We start from the raw sequence: 17,182 nt of genomic DNA, 5'->3' as shown, positions 1-17,182 counted from the left end.
TAGATACTTCATTCAAATAAATTTTTTGAAGGAGTGCTTGATCATGGCAACAACAATAATTAATTTATCCAGTCTCGATGGCAATAATGGTTTTCGGATGGATGGGGTGATAGATCATGGTATTTTGGGCAGATCGGTCAGCGACGCAGGGGATATCAACGGTGATGGTTTTGATGATGTGATTATCGGTGCTTCTGGAGCAAACACCAATTACGTGGTGTTTGGCAAGGCTTCTGGTTTTGCTGCCACGCTGGATGTATCCAGTCTTGATGGCAGCAACGGTTTCCGCTTAGATGGGCCGGCAGGTGATTTTTCGGGTTTATCGGTCAGCAAAGCAGGGGATGTCAATGGTGATAATTTCGATGATGTGATTGTCGGTACTTATGGAGCTAACGCTAGCTACGTAGTATTTGGCAAGGCTGCTGGTTTTGGCGCCGCGTTTGACCTATCTGGTCTGGATGGCAGCAACGGTTTCCTGCTGGATGGGACAGCGACAGGGGGCACAGTAGGCAGACAAGTCAGCGATGCCGGGGACATCAACGGCGATGGCTTTGATGATGTGATGGTCAGCGCCATTGGTTTCTCTTCCTACCCCGAAACTGGATCCAGTTACGTGGTGTTTGGCAAGTCTGCCGGTTTTGATGCTACGCTGGATCTGTCCAGCTTGGATGGTAACAATGGTTTTCACCTGGATGGGGCGGCGGCGTATGGTGTTTTTAGCATATCGGTCAGCAGCGCGGGAGACGTCAACGGCGATGATTTTGATGATGTGATTGTTGGTGCTCCTGAAGCCGGTTATGTGGTATTTGGCAAGGCTTCCGGTTTTGATGCCACGCTGGACTTCTCCAGCCTCGATGGCAGCAACGGTTTCCGCTTGGGTGAGACGACGGATGCATTGCTTACTAGATCGGTTAGCAGTGCAGGCGATGTCAACGGCGATGGTTTTGATGATGTGATTATTGGTGCTTATGGTAGTACGAACGGTTTCAGCTCTGGTGCCAGCTTTGTGGTATTTGGCAAGGCTACCGGTTTTGATGCCACGTTGGGCTTATCCAGTCTCGATGGCAGTAACGGTTTTCGTATGGATGGGGTGGCGGCGTTTGATTTTTTGGGCGACTCGGTCAGCAGTGCCGGGGACGTCAACGGTGATGGGTTTGATGATTTGCTTGTCGGTGCTTCTGGTGCTGACCCAAACGGCGAATCTTCCGGCTCCAGTTACGTGGTATTTGGCAAGGCATCCGGTTTTGATGCTACGCTGGATTTGTCCAGTCTTGACAGCAGTAGCGGTTTGCGTCTGGATGGGGTGGCGGCGTTTGATTTATTGGGCGAATCGGTCAGCAGTGCCGGGGACGTCAACGGTGATGGGTTTGATGATTTGCTTGTCGGTGCTCCTTTTGCTGAAGATGGCTTCGGTTCCAGCTACGTCGTATTTGGCCGCAGCAGCTTTGTTGATGAAGTAGATTTTCAAGGTACACCTGGAGATGATAATTTCACCGGCACCAAAGCGGCGGAGCGCTTCACGGGTGAAGCTGGCGACGACCGCATGATTGGCCGGGGCGGTGCGGATTCATTCGATGGCGGTGCCGGTAATGATTACATTCGCATATTAGGCGATGACTTCCAACTTGTAGATGGTGGCGCGGGTACAGATATTCTGGGGCTGGCCGGCAGCGGATTTAATCTGGATCTGTCCAGCGTGATTGATAAAATACACGGTATTGAAACCATCGGCCTGTACGGTGTCGGGGATAATTCATTGACGTTGACCGCGCAGGATGTATTGGACTTGTCGGATACAACGAATACGCTGAAAGTTAAAGGCAATGCCGGAGATAGTGTGATGGGGTTGAGCAGCGGTTGGGAGGATGGCGGCATTCGCGGTAATTTCCATGAATATACGCAAGGGGATGCAGTGCTGCTGATCAAGGTGGGTGTGGCGACGGATTTTGTTTTAGGAGGCGCTGGTTAATTTGCTTGTATTGGCCGGCGAATTACTCAACATTTTCTCAAGGAGTCTCTGAGTACCTGTCATTTCGAGTGCGGAGCGAAATCTGTGGTGTTGGATTCCTCATTGTGCTCGGAATGACGAGCGCAGGTTAGATTCAGTTGATAACTTTGTCACAGGGAGGGATTATGAATGCCAATCTGGGAGATATGAGCCGCAATCAAAGCAGACGGCTTGCGCCCGCGTCCTACAGACTATTAGAAACATGCCTTGAAATCAAAACAACCAATACCAAAATTCTCGCAGGATGTCTGCACCGTTCTCCTGCAACCATTCGTACCCAGTTTCAGAGAATTCTTGCGCTGATGGATGCGCATTGCAGGTACGAGGCATTACGGATTACGGAAGAAAGAGGCCTGATTCGGCGGAAGCGGCGGTAATCCGGGTATTGTTGAAGAAGATTGAATTCAGCGGTATGTTATGCGGGTTGCAGACTTGAAGTAATGCAACCGTTTCGGCAACTCAGGCAACAATGATAACAGGCAGCGCTTTACTTTTATCCGCGCTGCCTGGTTATTTTCTAGATGCCCAAGTCACCTGAGTACAATATTATTTGGTTCCTCCGAGACCTATGCGTTCCAGCAGAAAGTAATCGAGGTGGAAGAAAAAGAAAGGTCCAGCGTGTCCGAATATATTTCCATGATTGTTTATGCCACTGGGAAATAGTGCGAGATCAGCTGGCGCGTTCACTACCAAATCGGCCAGGTTTAGCCGCACACCGGGCTTGGGTATGAGATAGCTATTATTCCTCTCATTTACGGGTCTCGTCACGAAGGTGATCAGTATCTCGTTGTTGTCATTGAACCTCAATCGATTGCTGATAGTAGGGAATTCAGGGGTTCCTTCGACAAAGTAAGTATGAAATTTCCCCTGTGCATTCCACACGCCGATGCGTTCGATTGCACCTCCAACAAACGAGTAGCCCAAAACGTTACCCCGATTGTTGATACCCATCGCCCAAGAATCTGGTTCCGTAGGGAGCGGCTCAAGCAGCATAGTCAAGTTTGTGCGGGGATCAAAGCGAAAACCTCTAAAGCCGAGTCCATCAATAAACGTGGTACCGACAATAATCCCCTGGTTATTCATACCAGAGGGAGTGGTGAATGAAATATCCGGTCCGAAATCCAGCGGAGACACTTCGCCATTTTTGTAAAGCGCCAGCCTTTCATTGAAGTTCTCATCTAAGGAAAGAATCATTGCCACGCCCGGATCATTGAGTAGTATTACTTGGCTGGAAATTTCACCCGGTAGGCGCGGAATCAGCTGCACTTCATTTCCATCAAACAAGGCAGCCTGAGTAAAGAAATTTTCCAAATCAGTAATAACAAAGCCGCCGATCGTACCGCCTTCATTGGCTCTATTGGCAAAAAAACCTTTCGATTTCTGTAAAACATTTACAGTCCCCTGCTCGAATATTGCGGCATAAGAATTGAAAATAAATGACGGTTCAAATTCTAAATACTCAAAGAAAGTACCATAAATGCGGCTCTCGTTGGTAATAGCGATGGGAAAGAAAGAAACAAACAAAAATTCTGGCGGAATTGTAAGTGTTTCAAGGATACCAACATGGAGATACTGCGGCGCTATGCCTAATGCTGCACCTGTTGTGGCTGCTTTCTCAGGTAAAACGATGCCTTGATTGCTATTTTCCAGCGGCTGGAATTTTTCAGGGTGTTTCTCGGCCAGCTTGGCGTAGACCGAAGCGGGAATATTATTCACTTGGCCGGTCAGGCACGGATCAATGACCTTAGCCCCCTGCAACCGTTGGGCGTTAATAGTCTTCATGATGGTTTGCCTATCGAGTTGATCCCCTCTCACAAACTTCAGCGAACCTTGCTCTCTCAAAATACATCCCATCTCTTTGCCTGGATCCGCGAGCGCTACTTCAAGTGGCAAGAGTAATGCAGCGAGTATTCCACCAACTGCGATAACAAATCGTTGCTTGATATTTTTCATGATAGCTTGCCTCATTTAGAAATTAATAGAATGAATGCCACTAAATATTTCCTGCTTGGACTTTCAATATAACTGCCGGAATCAATTGTTTTCTGGTCGCCACCTCGCAGCATGTTTATACTTGCATTGGATTGAGTAAGTTGCTCGGTAAAGATAGCATTTCGTTCACCTGATCAGTTGTAGTTTTCCAACTGTACCTTCGTCGTATCTCAAATTTAGTGCGGGCACGATCACGCATCGATATTCTGTTTCTGGATGGGGGTCACATGTTCCAAGACCGCCCCCCTCGAATAGGTTATCCCACCTGCTGGCTGGTTGCGTGTAGATGTGGCTGATTGCGGTGCCTTGCTGGAATGGTTGATCGAGAAAATGGAGAACTGCCTTGCCTTTTTCACCGTCATGCCAGAAGACTGCGTTAAAGGCACCTGGAACGGGTGCATAGCCTAAACCGGAACTCAAGGTATGAAATGGCGAATCTTTGGATGGAATATTCACGATTAAATCACCTACCCCAGTTACATCGTTCATGTTGCGTTGATAGTCAATTTTATTTACAAACTCAACCGGAATATCCGCGCGATATAAGCTTGCGGCATACCGGGCATCATTGGTGTAAATGGCGAGAGTATAAACGTGGAAAGCTCCTGGGATATCTACCTCGGCTTGAGCCGCTTCCTCCGGTTGAGACACTAAAATAGCCACATCAACCGCCACTTGATTCTGATTAAGAGGTTTCCTCTGGTCTACGGTTGGGTCGATACCACGAAAGTTGGCAATCACTACAATTCCCTGATCGGGTCCGCCAAATCCAACGCTCGCTGCTGGGATGAGATTATATCCGGCGGGTAGTAGCGGCAGTAGCCTGGAGGCGCTAACAGCAATAATGTTGACAACTTCCTGTCCGAGCGAGTTGCCATAAGTATGCACAAGTTCCACATCTGCCCGTGCCCAGCTACACTGGCCGAGCAAACTCATCATGACAATGCACCCGATAAAAATTCTTTTCAATAGCCAAGAGCTGTTTTTTAAGCCTTTATCCTGGATTCCGAAACCAGATAAGATTGTAATTTTAAAGTACATTGTTATCACCTCTTCACAAATGGTTGAGAGCCAGCTGACATTGCCTCGATGAAGCCGATCCAAATGAAATATTTCTTTCTCCTCCTTTCTACTATTAGTAAGTTGGCAACCTTTGATCCAGCAGAGGCTTGGTGTCGGGGTAATTGGTATCAAGGTCATTATTTTTAACAATTAAAACGGTACGCTATCAATTATCAGATTCGTTCAGTTTTTTTGATAATGTAAAAAATAACAAAAAAAAGAGCAATACTGCAAATGCATACAAATAACCCGATTAATCACCGTTTGCAGCTATTGGTTCCAGGTGGATGGCGTAAACTATGAAAGCTTGTTTGATCGCGTTAGATCTGCATCTTGGGATCTTTGAACCAAAAGAGCGATTTGTATCTGATCTTTTAAGGAAGCTGAGCAATTTGGTGAGCAAGATGAGATGCATGGCAGACAGAGCAAAAACCAACGAGGCCTATCATAGTAATAAGCGAGTTTTCGAGTACCGGCCTAACGCGGCAGATCGCTTGCGCAGACGATTATTCAGCGTATTTCCAACTGTTCCAGGAGTTTTCCATCAAATAATCCGCCAGTAATTCCCTGGCCCAGTCGGGCATTGTATGTTGTTGTAAGTTAACGTAGTTGCTGCTAATTGCAGCGACTTGCTGAAACGGATTATCGGCACTCGAATTGTTCAAAACATAAACCCGGTCGCAGAGCGGCAGCGTGGGCAGCGCGCGAAACTTCTCATTGTCAGTCAAATTTTTCCGGCGTAATATTGATTCTGTTATTTTGGAAAAATAACAGAAAAGTAGATACTTCATTCAAGTAGATACTTCATTCAAGTAGATACTTCATTCAAGAAAGTTTTTGATAAATCTTTTTGAAGGGGTTCTGATCATGGCAACAACAACAACAACAACAACAACAATAATTAATTTATCCAGTCTCGATGGTAATAATGGTTTCCGCTTGGATGGGACGGCGTATGATGGTGCGGGATCAGTGAGCAATGCAGGAGATGTCAACAGCGATGGTTTTGCTGATTTGATTGTCGGCGCCTCTGGAGCTGATCCGAATGGCGATTTTTCCGGCTCCAGCTACGTGGTATTTGGCAAAGCTGCTGGGTTCGATGCGACGACGGATTTATCCAGCCTCGACGGGAATAACGGTTTTCGCCTGGATGGAGTGGCGACGGCTGACTTATTGGGCATATCAGTCAGTAGCGCGGGGGATGTCAATGGCGACGGTATTGCTGACGTGATTGTTGGTGCTTCGGGTGCTGATCCGAACGGTACTCTCAGTGCCGGCTCCAGTTACGTGGTGTTTGGCAAGGTTGCCGGTTTTGATGCCACACTGGATCTATCCAGCCTTGACGGCAGCAACGGTCTTCGCCTGGATGGAGTGGCAGCGGGAGATAGAGCCGGTTTTCCGGTTAGTGGTGCAGGGGATGTCAATGGCGACGGTATTGCTGACGTGATTGTTGGTGCTTCGGGTGCTGATCCGAACGGTACTCTCAGTGCCGGCTCCAGTTACGTAGTGTTTGGCAAGGCTTCCGGTTTCAGTGCCACGCTGGATTTATCCAGTCTTGATGGCAATAATGGTTTTCGGCTGGATGGGACGGCGATATTTGATTTGTCGGGTTTTTCGGTCAGCAATGCTGGAGACGTCAACGGCGATGGTTTTGCTGATGTGATTATTGGTGCTCAACAAGCTGACGTGAACGGTTATGACTCTGCCGGCTCCAGTTATGTGGTATTTGGTAAGGCTAGCGGTTTTGATGCTGCATTGGATTTATCCAGTCTCGATGGCAGTAACGGTTTTCGTCTGGATGGGGCAGCGGATAATTTTTCAGGCAATTCGGTCAGTAGTGCCGGGGATATTAATGGTGATGGTTTTGCTGACTTGATTGTTGGTGCTTTCGCTAGTAATCCGAACGGAGCTGCCTCCGGCTCCAGTTATGTGGTATTTGGTAAAGCTAGCGGTTTTGATGCCACATTGGATTTATCCAGTCTCGATGGCAACAACGGTTTTCGCCTGGATGGAGCAGCGGCGTATGATTATTCGGGTACGGTCAGTAGTGCAGGGGACGTTAATGGTGATGGTTTTGCTGACTTGATTGTTGGTGCTATCGGTGCTGATTCAAATGGAAATAACTCCGGCTCCAGTTATGTGGTGTTTGGCAAGGCTGCCGGTTTCAGTGCCACACTGGATTTATCCAGCCTCGACAGCAATGATGGTTTTCGCCTGGATGGAGCGGAGCAGCGGCGTATGATCAAGCAGGCGCTTCGGTCAGCAGTGCAGGCGATGTCAACGGCGACGGTTTTGCCGATGTGATGGTCGGTGCTCCCAGTGCTGATCCGAACGGCAGTTATTCCGGATCCAGTTACGTGGTGTTTGGCGGTGATTTTACCGGAGCAGTGACTGCTTTGGGAACAGCCGCAGCGGATAAACTCAAGGGCAGCAAGGCGGTAGACCGCATCGTGGCTGGTGACGGCGACGATACGTTGATTGGGCGCGGCGGGGCGGATGTGTTTCATGGTGGCGGAGGCGATGACGTCATCGAGATCCGCGATGTTGATTTCCAGCTAGCCGATGGCGGCGCAGGCACCGACACGCTAAAACTGGACCGCAGTCACCTGGATCTGAATCTCGCTGACGAACGTGGCCGGATCAGCGACATTGAAGCCGTCGATATGACTGGCCAAGGTCACAATACGCTGACTTTGACCGCATTGGACGTGCTCAACCTGTCGAGTACCAGCAATACGTTGCAAGTGGATGGTAATCACAATGACCGCGTTGTTGGACTCGATAGCGGCTGGAGCGATGGCGGCATTGCGGATGGTTACCATACGTTCACCAATGGTGAAGCGGTGCTGCTGGTGGGCGTGCAGGTGACGACGGATTTTGCTTGATAAAGCCAGAGAAACTGTCATTTCGAGCACAGCGGGAAATCTGGTTGGTGTTGGATTCCTCATTGTGCTCGGAATGACGAATGCTGAAATCGCAGCATTTTGCCGGAGCAGGTTACTCCAATCCACATGCTGTTCGATTCACAGTAGTATGCCTGACCCTAAAATGTTCATGTATTAACTTTCTTCCACAAATTAATTTTAATGGCATATTTTAATTCGATGTGCCACAATAATTAGCATTATGCCAAAATTATTCACGCAAACCGAAGTTCAGCTCGATCCCCAGGGACGCTTGGTGATACCTGCACCGCTCAGGCGTTCGCTGGGTTTTGAGTCTGGAGATCACTTAATTGCCCGTATGGAAGAGGGGCGTTTGATTCTGGAGAAAGCCGAAACGGTCAAACAGCGTCTCAAGAATCGCTTTGCTCATTTGCCGCCAACCGTCAGCTTGACTGAAGAACTGATTGCGGAGCGGCGGCAAGAGGCGAAGCGGGAAGCCAATGAATGACAACTGTTCTTGATGCTTCCGCTTTGCTCAGCTTTTTGCAAGACGAACCAGGGAGCGATCAGGTGGAGGCAATTCTGCCGGAAGCGATTATCTCCAGTGTCAATTGGGCTGAAGTGGTGCAAAAATCGGTTAGGGCCAGTGTTGATGTCAACGGAATGCGGGATGATCTTGAAGCGCTGGGGTTGAAGGTTTTTCCCTTTACCGCCGAGGAAGCCGAGCTTGCCGGACGGCTTTGGCAGCAGACGCGGCATGCCGGCTTATCGCTGGGAGATCGTGCCTGCCTGAGTGTAGGCATGCAATTGCAAGTTCCCGTGTTGACTGCGGATCAAATCTGGACTACGCTGGATTTGCCCGTTACTGTGCGGTGTATTCGTTAGGGTTTTAACCAGGCTGTCAGCAGAATTTTTCCAGTGTGGTATTTACGTTGTCATTTTGAAAATACCGGCTTGAACAATTACATGCATAGACTCAGTTGCTTGGTTATTCATCCATCAGGGCCGGTTTTTCCCATCAAATAATCCGCCAGTAATTCCATCGCCCAGTCTGGCATTGTATGGTGTTGAAAATTAATGAGGTTGCCACGGATTGCAGCAACTTGCTGAAACGGATTATCAGCGCTCGAATTATTCAGAACATAAACCCGGTCGCAGAGCGGCAGCGTTTGCTTGATAAGCTTTAATACCCTGGGAATCCGGCTCATCACTTTTTCATCCGCAACATGATGTCCGCCTTTGCTGACACGCTGCGCTATGCGTGCTTGATTGAGCGCAACGTCGCTCAGGTGAATAAACACCAGAATGATTTCATAACCCAGTGTTTTTGCTTGTGCGATAAAATCGATTTTTGAAGGATGCGAGAATACGGTCTCAAAACAAAAGCTCCTTCCTTCCCGCAATAATTGCAATCGCATTTGTTCCGCCAGTTTTGCCGCATCATAGCTGTGGGCTTCCGGTGCATGGGGATACAGCAGTTTTGCCACGATATCGGCATTTACAAACGGCATGCCTCTGGGCGCCAATTGCGTGCGGTAAAAGGTGCTTTTGCCGGCACCATTTCCGCCTGCCAGCACCCAAAGTTGCTTTTTTGCATTCAAAGTACTGCTTCACTCATTTCAATGAATTCACCTTGCTGGAATTTTCCGGTTTTTATTGTTCCATCCGGGCTGATTTGCTCCAGATAACCAGGGTGCGTTAATGAGATTTGATATTTTATCGGGCTGCTTGTCACCGTTTGCGGCAGCATCGCATTCGCGCGTTCAGTTTCAAGTGACTGAAATACTGCATCAGGATCAATCGATCCACCAAGAGTGGGCTCAATCGTGATTGTTGCCAGGCCCGCCGAAATCGACAACAGGTCATCCGGGTCCAACATCGTGCATACGTTACGTCCCATTTCCGCCCAGTATTCAATCTGCTCGGCGGTGCTGCGATGAAACCGCTCACCGGTCAATGCCGCAGCCTGCATCAAATTTTCCTGCAAACGAATCGGGGAAGCTGACTTTGCCATGGTATTACCTCATTTATCAGTGGTAAAAATTTGATTGTAGCAATTTGCTACATAATTTTCCATAGCTTTGATTCGTTTTTATCAAGACTAAAACTACCCGATTGTCAGCAGGATTTTTCCGACGTAATATTGATTCTGTTATTTTGTAAAAATAACAGAAAAGTAGATACTTCATTCAAGTAAGTTTTTTGATAAATATTTTTTGAAGGAGTGCTTGATCATGGCAACAACAATAATTAATTTATCCAGTCTTGATGGCAATAACGGTTTCCGCTTGGATGGGGCCGCGGAATTTGATTTTTCGGGCAAAGTGGTCAGCAATGCGGGTGACGTTAACGGCGATGGTTATGCTGACGTGATTGTCAGTTCTTACGGCGGTGGAGGTAGCTCCGGTGGCTCCAGTTACGTAGTGTTTGGTAAGGCTTCCGGTTTTGCTGCCGCACTAGATTTATCCACCCTTGATGGCGATAACGGTTTCCACCTGAATAGCTCGGATTACGGGATTACGGGTTTAGCTTTAAGTAACGCAGGAGACGTCAACGGCGATGGATTTGATGATGTGATTGTTGGTGCTCCCCATGCTTTCCCGAATGGCCCTATCTCTGGATCCAGTTACGTGGTGTTTGGCAAGGCTTCCGGTTTTGCTGCCACAATGGATGTATCCAGTCTTGATGGTAATAACGGTTTTCGCCTTGATGGAGTGGCATTTGATCTTTCGGGCAATTCGGTCAGCAATGCAGGAGACGTGAATGGCGATGGTTTTGATGATTTGATTGTCAGCGCTCCCTTTGCTAGCCAGAATGGTGATTTTCCGAATGGCGATTTTTCCGGCTCCAGTTATGTGGTGTTTGGCAAGGCTGCGGGCTTTGGTGCCGCGATGGATTTATCCAGTCTTGATGGCAGCAACGGCTTCCGCGTGGATGGGGTAGCAGGTGATTTTCTAGGTGCTTCGATTAGCAGTGCAGGGGATGTTAACGGTGACGGTTTTGCTGATGTGTTTGTTGGTGCAGTACAAGCTGATCCGAACGGCCCTGGATCCGGCTCCAGTTATGTGGTGTTTGGCAAGGCTGCCGGTTTTGCTGCTACGCTAGACGTATCCAGTCTCAATGGCAGCAACGGTTTTCGCTTGGATGGGGTGGCAGCGTATGATGCTTCTGGCGTTTCTGTTAGCAATGCAGGAGATGTCAACGGCGACGGTTTTCATGATTTGATTGTCAGTGCCCCCTTTGCTAGCCCGGATGGCGATTTTTCCGGCTCCAGCTACGTGGTGTTTGGCAAGGCTGCCGGTTTTGACGCCACAATTGATTTATCCAGTCTTAATGGCAGCAACGGTTTTCGCGTGGATGGAGAGGCGGTAAATAATAATTCGGGTTTTTCGGTTAGCGGTGCTGGAGACGTCAATGGCGATGGTTTTGCTGATGTGATTATTGGTGCCCCTGGCGGCTCGAGCAACGCCTACGCCGCCGGCTCCAGTTACGTGGTGTTTGGCAAGGCTGCCGGTTTTGCTGCCACGCTGGATTTGTCCAGCCTCGATAGCAATAGCGGTTTTCGTCTGGATGGAGTGGCGACGTTTGATTTTTCGGGCAATTCAGTCAGTAGCGCGGGGGACGTCAATGGCGATGGTTTTTCTGATGTGATGATCGGTGCTCCTAATGCTAACTCGAGCAACGGCTTAACCGGTTCTAGTTATGTTGTGTTTGGCGGTGACTTTACCGGTGCGGTGACCGCTTTGGGAACCTCTGGCGCGGATAAACTCAAAGGCAGCAAGGCGGTCGACCGCATGGTGGCGGGTGACGGCGACGATACGCTGATCGGCCGCGGCGGCGCGGATGTGTTTCATGGTGGGGCCGGTGATGACACGATCGAAATCCGCGATGTTGATTTTCAGCTTGCCGATGGCGGTGCAGGAATCGACACATTGAAGCTGGACCGCAGCCACCTGGATCTGGATTTGACTATGGAACGTGGCAGGATCAGCGACATTGAAGCTGTCGATATGAAGGGTAATGGGCACAATACGCTGACTTTGACCGCATTGGACGTACTTAACCTGTCGACTACAAGCAATATGTTGACCGTGGATGGTAATCACAATGACAACGTCGTTGGACTCGATAGTGGCTGGAGCGATGGCGGCATTGCGGATGGTTACCACACGTTCACCAATGGTGAAGCGGTGCTGCTGGTGGGTGTGCAAGTGGCAACGGATTTTGCGTAAGGATTTGTGAATAGCTGTCATTTCGGACGCAGTGAGAGAGCTGGATTGTTGAATCTCTTAAGATGTTCGAAGTGGCACTAACCGCTGCATCAGACAGAAAATTAGTTCTTGAAACTATACTGTTAATTCACTACGATGACGATCGAGTTTCGTTGAGGAATAGACCATGGAAAAATTGAATCGCATCACCCAAAACCCCGATGTGATGGGAGGAAAAGCATGTGTTCGTGGAATGCGTGTTACAGTCGGCATGATCGTGGGACAAATCGGCGCAGGCTACAGCGTGGATGCAATTCTTGCCGACTATCCCTACCTTGAGTATGAAGATGTTATGCAGGCACTTCGGTATGCTGCATGGAGAGCTGAGGAGCGAGAGGTCATATTGGCTTCCTTATGAAACTGCTTGTTGATATGAACTTGTCTCCACGCTGGATTGGTTTGTTAGAGAATGCGGGCATTAAGGCAACCCATTGGTCAACACTCGGTGCGAAGAACGCACCGGACACTGAAATTATGACCTACGCTAAGGTAAATGGTTATGTAGTCCTCACGCATGATTTAGACTTCAGTGCTATTCTTGCCGCCACGCACGGCGAAAAACCCAGCGTGGTTCAAATCAGGGCGGATGATGTCAGTCCGGATGTTATTGGATTGCGAGTCATCGCCGCTTTGGGGCAAATGGCCTCTGAACTGGAAGAAGGTGCTTTGCTGACCATTGATTCCAATCGTGCCAGAATGCGGTTATTGCCGTTAAAACTCAGGTTGTTGGATGGAACGTAAAGTCGTCGTCCATCATGGAAAAGCATTGTTAAAAACTCATATTTATCACTGCTAACGCAGGAGAAATCTTTGGGATTCAACGCTTGGATTTTTTGCTGTGCCCGATTGTCAATCCAGTTTTTCCGGCGTAATATTGATTCTGTTATTTTGGAAAAATAACAGAAAAGTAGATACTTCATTCAAGCAGGTTTTTTGATAAATCTTTTTGAAGGAGTTCTGATCATGGCAACAACAATAATTAATTTATCCAGTCTCGATGGTAGTAATGGTTTCTCTGTGGATGGGGTGGCCGCATATGATCTATTGGGCTGGTCAGTCAGCGGTGCAGGGGATATCAACGGTGATGGGTTTGATGATGTGATTGTCAGAAAAAATATTAGGAATTTCAACCGGTTATATTAATATCAACGGTGATGGGTTTGATGATGTGATTGTCAGTGCCACTGGTGCTGACTCGAATGGCCCTTACTCTGGTTCCAGTTATGTGGTGTTTGGCAAAGCTTCTGGATTCAGTGCGGCGATGAATTTATCCAGCCTCGATGGCAACAGCGGTTTCTCTGTGGATGGGGTAGCCGCATATGATCTATTGGGCTGGTCAGTCAGCGGTGCAGGGGATATCAACGGTGACGGGTTTGATGATGTGATTGTCGGTGCCCCTTTTGCTAGTCTGAATGGTGAAATTTCCGGATCCAGCTTCGTGGTGTTTGGCAAAGCTGCCGGGTTTGCTACCACGATGGATCTGTCCAGTCTTGATGGCAGCAACGGTTTTCGTCTGGATGGGGTGGCGGAAGGTGATTTTTCGGGTTTATCGGTCAGCAGTGCCGGAGACGTCAACGGCGATGGTTTTGATGATTTAATAGTTGGCGCTCCACAAACTGATCCGAATGGTGCTTTCTCCGGCTCCAGTTACGTGGTGTTTGGCAAGGCCTCTGGTTTTAATGCCGCGCTGGACTTATCCAACCTCGACAGCAATGATGGTTTCCGCTTGGATGGGACGGCATATAGTCTATCGGGCAGATCGGTCAGTAGTGCCGGAGACGTTAACGGCGACGGTTTTGCTGATTTTCTGGTCGGTGCAGTTATAGCTATAGCTAGTCCGAACGGCAATGTTCCCGGCTCCAGCTACGTGGTATTCGACGGCAACTTCAACGGTCAGGTAACTGCCTTGGGTACAGCTGGGGCAGATAAACTCAAGGGCAGCGCAGCGGTCGACCGTATCGTGGCCGGTGATGGCGACGATACGCTGATCGGCCGCGGCGGCGCGGATGTGTTTCATGGCGGGGCCGGTGATGACACGATCGAAATCCGCGATGTTGATTTTCAGCTTGCCGATGGCGGTGCAGGCACCGACACGTTGAAACTGGACCGCAGCCACCTGGATCTGAATCTGACCAGCGAGCGTGGCAGGATCAGCGACATCGAAGCCGTCGATATGCTTGGCCAAGGGCAAAATATATTGACTTTGACCGCATTGGACGTGCTCAACCTGTCGACTACCAGCAATACGTTGACCGTGGATGGTAATCACAATGACAGCGTCGTTGGACTTGATAGCGGCCGGAAGCTCGCTTGTCTTTTTAACAGGCGAGCTTCCTCAGGGAGACTTTGAGCAGCTCAGTGGAGGCACTGGATTGGTTAATTCCAATCGTACCGGAATGCGGCGGTGTTTTTACCTCAATACGCATTGATTATTACCGTTCATAATCTGTTTCTTTCCGGATTAATCCGCCATGAACGATAGAGCCGTAAAAATTCCTTATACACTTGCAATCATCGGGGGCGCCATCTTATGGCAGGTAACGGCGGCCATAAGCAATAAAAACGAAGCCTGGGATGATCCATTCTATTGGTCCGCGACTTATCCGCTTGCAATTCTGCTGGCGGGCTGGCTCGGATACCGGTTTCCCGAGAAACCGTGGCGCTGGGGATATGCGATCATGTTCGGGCAAGCCGGCATGCTGCTGCTGTCCGGTTCCGGCTTTGGATTGCTGCCGCTGGGAATGATTCTGTTCGGCCTGCTTGCGCTGCCTGCCGCCGCATTTGCACAAGTAACCGCCAAAATCCATGGGTACGTTCAAAAAAGATGACTGCCGGATTGCGTACCGGTTCTCCGGGATCCGGCCTTGCGCCGATCAGTAATGGGCGCCATTCGGTCCTGCGGGCACTTCTGTTGCCATTGCCAGTGCTGTTGCTGTTGACGGGATGTTTTACGGATGCCGCCATGATTTCACTTCATTTTTATAAAAAATAACCATTTCATTGCAGCAGTTTGCTACAGCATTCTCCATATCAAAGATTCTGTCTATAGCCGGAAAATAACCGGCTGAACTGCGGATAGCCGGACTTTAAAGCCGGATTGGCCGGGATAAATGACTGGATCGTTCTTCAAGTCATGAAGCATTGTTCTTATTTTATTCATTCATTAATCGGTTTAGGGATATTTTCCGCATAGACATGCAGGGTTTTCCAGGTTTATCATGAAACTGGTCATGGTTGCGAAGTAATGCCATCAGGATTCGGCAAGCCATTAATTTCATGGTGGGGGAGGTAATAACATGGTGGCAACGATAATCAATTTATCCAGTCTTGATGGTAATAATGGTTTTCGCTTGAATCCGATAGCGCCAATGACTCAATTTCGCATTCTTTTCCTTGGCGTTTGGAGTAAACAATGGCGTTATTCAAAAACTTCTCATTTGATTGGTGTTGTTTTTAGGGAGCTCGATTAATGGCGAAAGATGCTGGCAAGCTGGATAAAATAGTTCTGGAAGCGCGACGGAATGCGGAGAAACGTGCGCAAGGCTATCGCGCGCAGGCGCTCAAACTGTTTCCCTGGGTTTGCGGCCGTTGCGCGCGTACCTTCGATCATAAGAATTTACAATTACTGGAGGTTCATCACAAGAACAGCAATCACGATGATAACCCTCCCGATGGCAGTAACTGGGAATTGCTTTGCACTTATTGCCATGAGCATGAACATTCCAAGTTGAAGGATTCGATGGGCCGTGATGACGGCAGACAAGCAGAAGAAGCCGCTACGCATAGCCCTTTTGCCAATCTTAAGGATCTGCTGAAGAAAAAAACATAATGTAGAAAATAAATCCCGCGATTATTTTTTATCAAAAGCAAATCTGATCCAAAGCGCATTGTATTTAATCAACAGACAGTTATAATGAGAATTTCAAACCAAAGGAGCCTGGTCATGGTTAAGCTAACGGATGTAGCTGGAATTGGTCCTGTCACGATCAAGATTTTATCTGAGCATAAAATCAGAACAGTCGAAGCATTGGCTGCAATTAGCTTAACAGAGTTGCAAAAAATACCGGGATTCAGTGGAGCGGTAAGAGCGCAAGCAGTAAAAAAATCGGCTGCTGATTGCTTGCAAGCTAAGCCGGTCAAACCATTAGCGGCGGCTAGCGCAACTGCGCAGGCAAAGGCCAAAAAAGCTCCAGGCAAGATAACGGTGACAAATCCGATTACGAGTCAGCCTGAACCAGGCAAGACCGATGATGAGGGCGAAAAAAAGAAACGTAGTGATGACGGCAAGCAGAAGCTGAAAGACAAGAAAGACAAGAAAGACAAGAAAGACAAGAAAGACAAGAATAAAGATAAAAAGAAAGATGGAAACAAAAAAGGAAAAAATAAAAAGAAATCATAACTCCTTGGGCCTGATCAGGTAACGCAACTGCGCTTCATGAGCGTTACCTGAAATTGCGCTGTTTCCGTAATCCAATACAGCCACAGCAGCGGTTGTCAGCAATTTAGCGCAATCGTTAACGGGTGGCGGGTTTTGAGATAAATGACAGAGTAATTGATCAAGGCCCGGGTTATGTCCAATGATGAGTAATGAATGTATTCCTTTGCTGTATTGCTCGACCATGGCGATCAGATCGCTGCATGATGCACCGTAGATTCCAGGTTCAAAATTTACAATATTTTCAGGCATGTTTAACGCGTTTACGACTAGATGGCAGGTTTGTTTTGCTCGTAATGCAGGAGAACAAATGATACGGTCTATGGGGTATTGCCCGTGTTTTAACCATTTGCCCATTTGCTTGGCAGCTTTTATTCCGCGGCTTGTCAAGGGGCGATCGAAATCCGGTTTATTGTCTTCAGACCAGTCTGATTTGGCATGTCGCATGATAATCAATTGATGTTTAGGCATGGCTTTATTATGAGATCGATTAATTGGATTGCTGTTTTTCGTTTCGGTATATTTCATT

The 17,182-nt window shown here is 48.3% G+C and carries 20 protein-coding genes and 1 pseudogene; 15 read left to right on the top strand and 6 right to left on the bottom strand.

Annotation, left to right across the window (positions count from 1 at the left end):
- Positions 1-43 precede the first annotated feature (43 nt).
- Both C4S39_RS06975 and C4S39_RS06970 read left to right on the top strand, forming a co-directional pair.
- Positions 44-1,969 carry an integrin alpha gene (locus tag C4S39_RS06975; RefSeq protein ID WP_103966316.1) on the top strand — a complete coding sequence of 642 codons (1,926 nt, stop codon included), beginning with the start codon at positions 44-46 and terminating at the stop codon, positions 1,967-1,969.
- Between the two features lie 164 nt (positions 1,970-2,133).
- Positions 2,134-2,385 carry a DNA-binding response regulator gene (locus C4S39_RS06970; RefSeq protein WP_258039330.1) on the top strand — a complete coding sequence of 84 codons (252 nt, stop codon included), beginning with the start codon at positions 2,134-2,136 and terminating at the stop codon, positions 2,383-2,385.
- Positions 2,386-2,554: 169 nt separating this feature from the next.
- On the opposite strand, the gene C4S39_RS06965 is transcribed toward C4S39_RS06970, so the two are convergent.
- From C4S39_RS06965 to C4S39_RS06955, 3 genes are all read right to left on the bottom strand, one after another.
- Positions 2,555-3,961, bottom strand: a complete 1,407-nt coding sequence (locus C4S39_RS06965; RefSeq protein WP_146059751.1) for a hypothetical protein — start codon at positions 3,959-3,961, stop codon at positions 2,555-2,557.
- A gap of 165 nt (positions 3,962-4,126) precedes the next feature.
- Complete coding sequence (locus tag C4S39_RS06960; RefSeq protein WP_146059750.1) at positions 4,127-4,939, bottom strand: hypothetical protein; 813 nt, start codon at positions 4,937-4,939, stop codon at positions 4,127-4,129.
- A 629-nt stretch (positions 4,940-5,568) separates the two neighbouring features.
- On the bottom strand, positions 5,569-5,790 hold the full coding sequence (locus C4S39_RS06955; protein ID WP_146059749.1) for a hypothetical protein: 222 nt from the start codon (positions 5,788-5,790) through the stop codon (positions 5,569-5,571).
- A 139-nt stretch (positions 5,791-5,929) separates the two neighbouring features.
- Here C4S39_RS06955 and C4S39_RS06950 point away from each other — a divergent pair, with 139 nt between their 5' ends.
- The 4 genes from C4S39_RS06950 (at position 5,930) to C4S39_RS06940 (ending at position 8,832) form a co-directional block, all read left to right on the top strand.
- On the top strand, positions 5,930-7,366 hold the full coding sequence (locus C4S39_RS06950; RefSeq protein ID WP_308457306.1) for an integrin alpha: 1,437 nt from the start codon (positions 5,930-5,932) through the stop codon (positions 7,364-7,366).
- Positions 7,363-7,947 (top strand): calcium-binding protein, encoded by a 585-nt coding sequence (locus C4S39_RS15975; protein ID WP_374953018.1) that lies wholly within the window; start codon positions 7,363-7,365, stop codon positions 7,945-7,947. The genes C4S39_RS06950 and C4S39_RS15975 overlap by 4 nt, the downstream gene beginning before the upstream one ends.
- Positions 7,948-8,188: 241 nt before the next feature.
- Positions 8,189-8,455 carry an AbrB/MazE/SpoVT family DNA-binding domain-containing protein gene (locus C4S39_RS06945; protein ID WP_103966312.1) on the top strand — a complete coding sequence of 89 codons (267 nt, stop codon included), beginning with the start codon at positions 8,189-8,191 and terminating at the stop codon, positions 8,453-8,455.
- The gene (locus tag C4S39_RS06940; RefSeq protein ID WP_103966311.1) at positions 8,452-8,832 is read left to right on the top strand and encodes a type II toxin-antitoxin system VapC family toxin; all 381 of its coding nucleotides are present in this window, start codon (positions 8,452-8,454) and stop codon (positions 8,830-8,832) included. Before C4S39_RS06945 ends, C4S39_RS06940 begins: the two co-directional genes overlap by 4 nt.
- A 107-nt stretch (positions 8,833-8,939) precedes the next feature.
- Here the strand turns inward: C4S39_RS06940 and C4S39_RS06935 are convergent, their stop codons facing one another.
- The gene (locus C4S39_RS06935) at positions 8,940-9,548 is read right to left on the bottom strand and encodes an AAA family ATPase (RefSeq protein WP_103966310.1); all 609 of its coding nucleotides are present in this window, start codon (positions 9,546-9,548) and stop codon (positions 8,940-8,942) included.
- Positions 9,545-9,961: a TA system antitoxin ParD family protein gene (locus C4S39_RS06930; RefSeq protein WP_103966309.1), complete on the bottom strand. Its 417-nt coding sequence runs from the start codon at positions 9,959-9,961 to the stop codon at positions 9,545-9,547. The genes C4S39_RS06935 and C4S39_RS06930 overlap by 4 nt, the downstream gene beginning before the upstream one ends.
- A 220-nt stretch (positions 9,962-10,181) precedes the next feature.
- On the opposite strand from C4S39_RS06930, the gene C4S39_RS06925 reads away from it, so the two are divergent.
- From C4S39_RS06925 to C4S39_RS06895, 9 genes and pseudogenes are all read left to right on the top strand, one after another.
- Positions 10,182-12,179, top strand: a complete 1,998-nt coding sequence (locus tag C4S39_RS06925) for an FG-GAP repeat protein (protein ID WP_103966308.1) — start codon at positions 10,182-10,184, stop codon at positions 12,177-12,179.
- A gap of 166 nt (positions 12,180-12,345) precedes the next feature.
- Complete coding sequence (locus C4S39_RS06920) at positions 12,346-12,576, top strand: DUF433 domain-containing protein (protein ID WP_103966307.1); 231 nt, start codon at positions 12,346-12,348, stop codon at positions 12,574-12,576.
- On the top strand, positions 12,573-12,959 hold the full coding sequence (locus C4S39_RS06915) for a DUF5615 family PIN-like protein (RefSeq protein WP_103966306.1): 387 nt from the start codon (positions 12,573-12,575) through the stop codon (positions 12,957-12,959). The genes C4S39_RS06920 and C4S39_RS06915 overlap by 4 nt, the downstream gene beginning before the upstream one ends.
- A 222-nt stretch (positions 12,960-13,181) precedes the next feature.
- Positions 13,182-14,517, top strand: a pseudogene (locus tag C4S39_RS06910) (hypothetical protein); the annotation flags it as partial.
- A 172-nt stretch (positions 14,518-14,689) separates the two neighbouring features.
- Positions 14,690-15,046 (top strand): hypothetical protein, encoded by a 357-nt coding sequence (locus tag C4S39_RS06905; RefSeq protein ID WP_103966305.1) that lies wholly within the window; start codon positions 14,690-14,692, stop codon positions 15,044-15,046.
- Positions 15,043-15,210 (top strand): hypothetical protein, encoded by a 168-nt coding sequence (locus C4S39_RS15285; protein ID WP_181023774.1) that lies wholly within the window; start codon positions 15,043-15,045, stop codon positions 15,208-15,210. Before C4S39_RS06905 ends, C4S39_RS15285 begins: the two co-directional genes overlap by 4 nt.
- A 304-nt stretch (positions 15,211-15,514) precedes the next feature.
- Entirely contained in the window at positions 15,515-15,688 is a 174-nt protein-coding gene (locus C4S39_RS15280) for a hypothetical protein (RefSeq protein ID WP_181023773.1), read from the top strand.
- Positions 15,688-16,047, top strand: a complete 360-nt coding sequence (locus tag C4S39_RS06900; RefSeq protein ID WP_103966304.1) for a YajD family HNH nuclease — start codon at positions 15,688-15,690, stop codon at positions 16,045-16,047. The genes C4S39_RS15280 and C4S39_RS06900 overlap by 1 nt, the downstream gene beginning before the upstream one ends.
- 114 nt (positions 16,048-16,161) lie before the next feature.
- Entirely contained in the window at positions 16,162-16,617 is a 456-nt protein-coding gene (locus C4S39_RS06895; protein ID WP_103966303.1) for a helix-hairpin-helix domain-containing protein, read from the top strand.
- Here C4S39_RS06895 and sixA read toward each other — a convergent pair.
- Positions 16,612-17,181 (bottom strand): phosphohistidine phosphatase SixA, encoded by a 570-nt coding sequence (sixA, locus tag C4S39_RS06890; protein WP_258039327.1) that lies wholly within the window; start codon positions 17,179-17,181, stop codon positions 16,612-16,614. The two genes, C4S39_RS06895 and sixA, sit on opposite strands and share 6 nt — an antisense overlap.
- Position 17,182 lies beyond the last annotated feature (1 nt).

It is taken from the genome of Nitrosomonas ureae (assembly GCF_900108305.1).
Lineage (GTDB): Bacteria > Pseudomonadota > Gammaproteobacteria > Burkholderiales > Nitrosomonadaceae > Nitrosomonas > Nitrosomonas ureae_B.
This window is presented reverse-complemented; position numbering and strand designations above follow the sequence as displayed.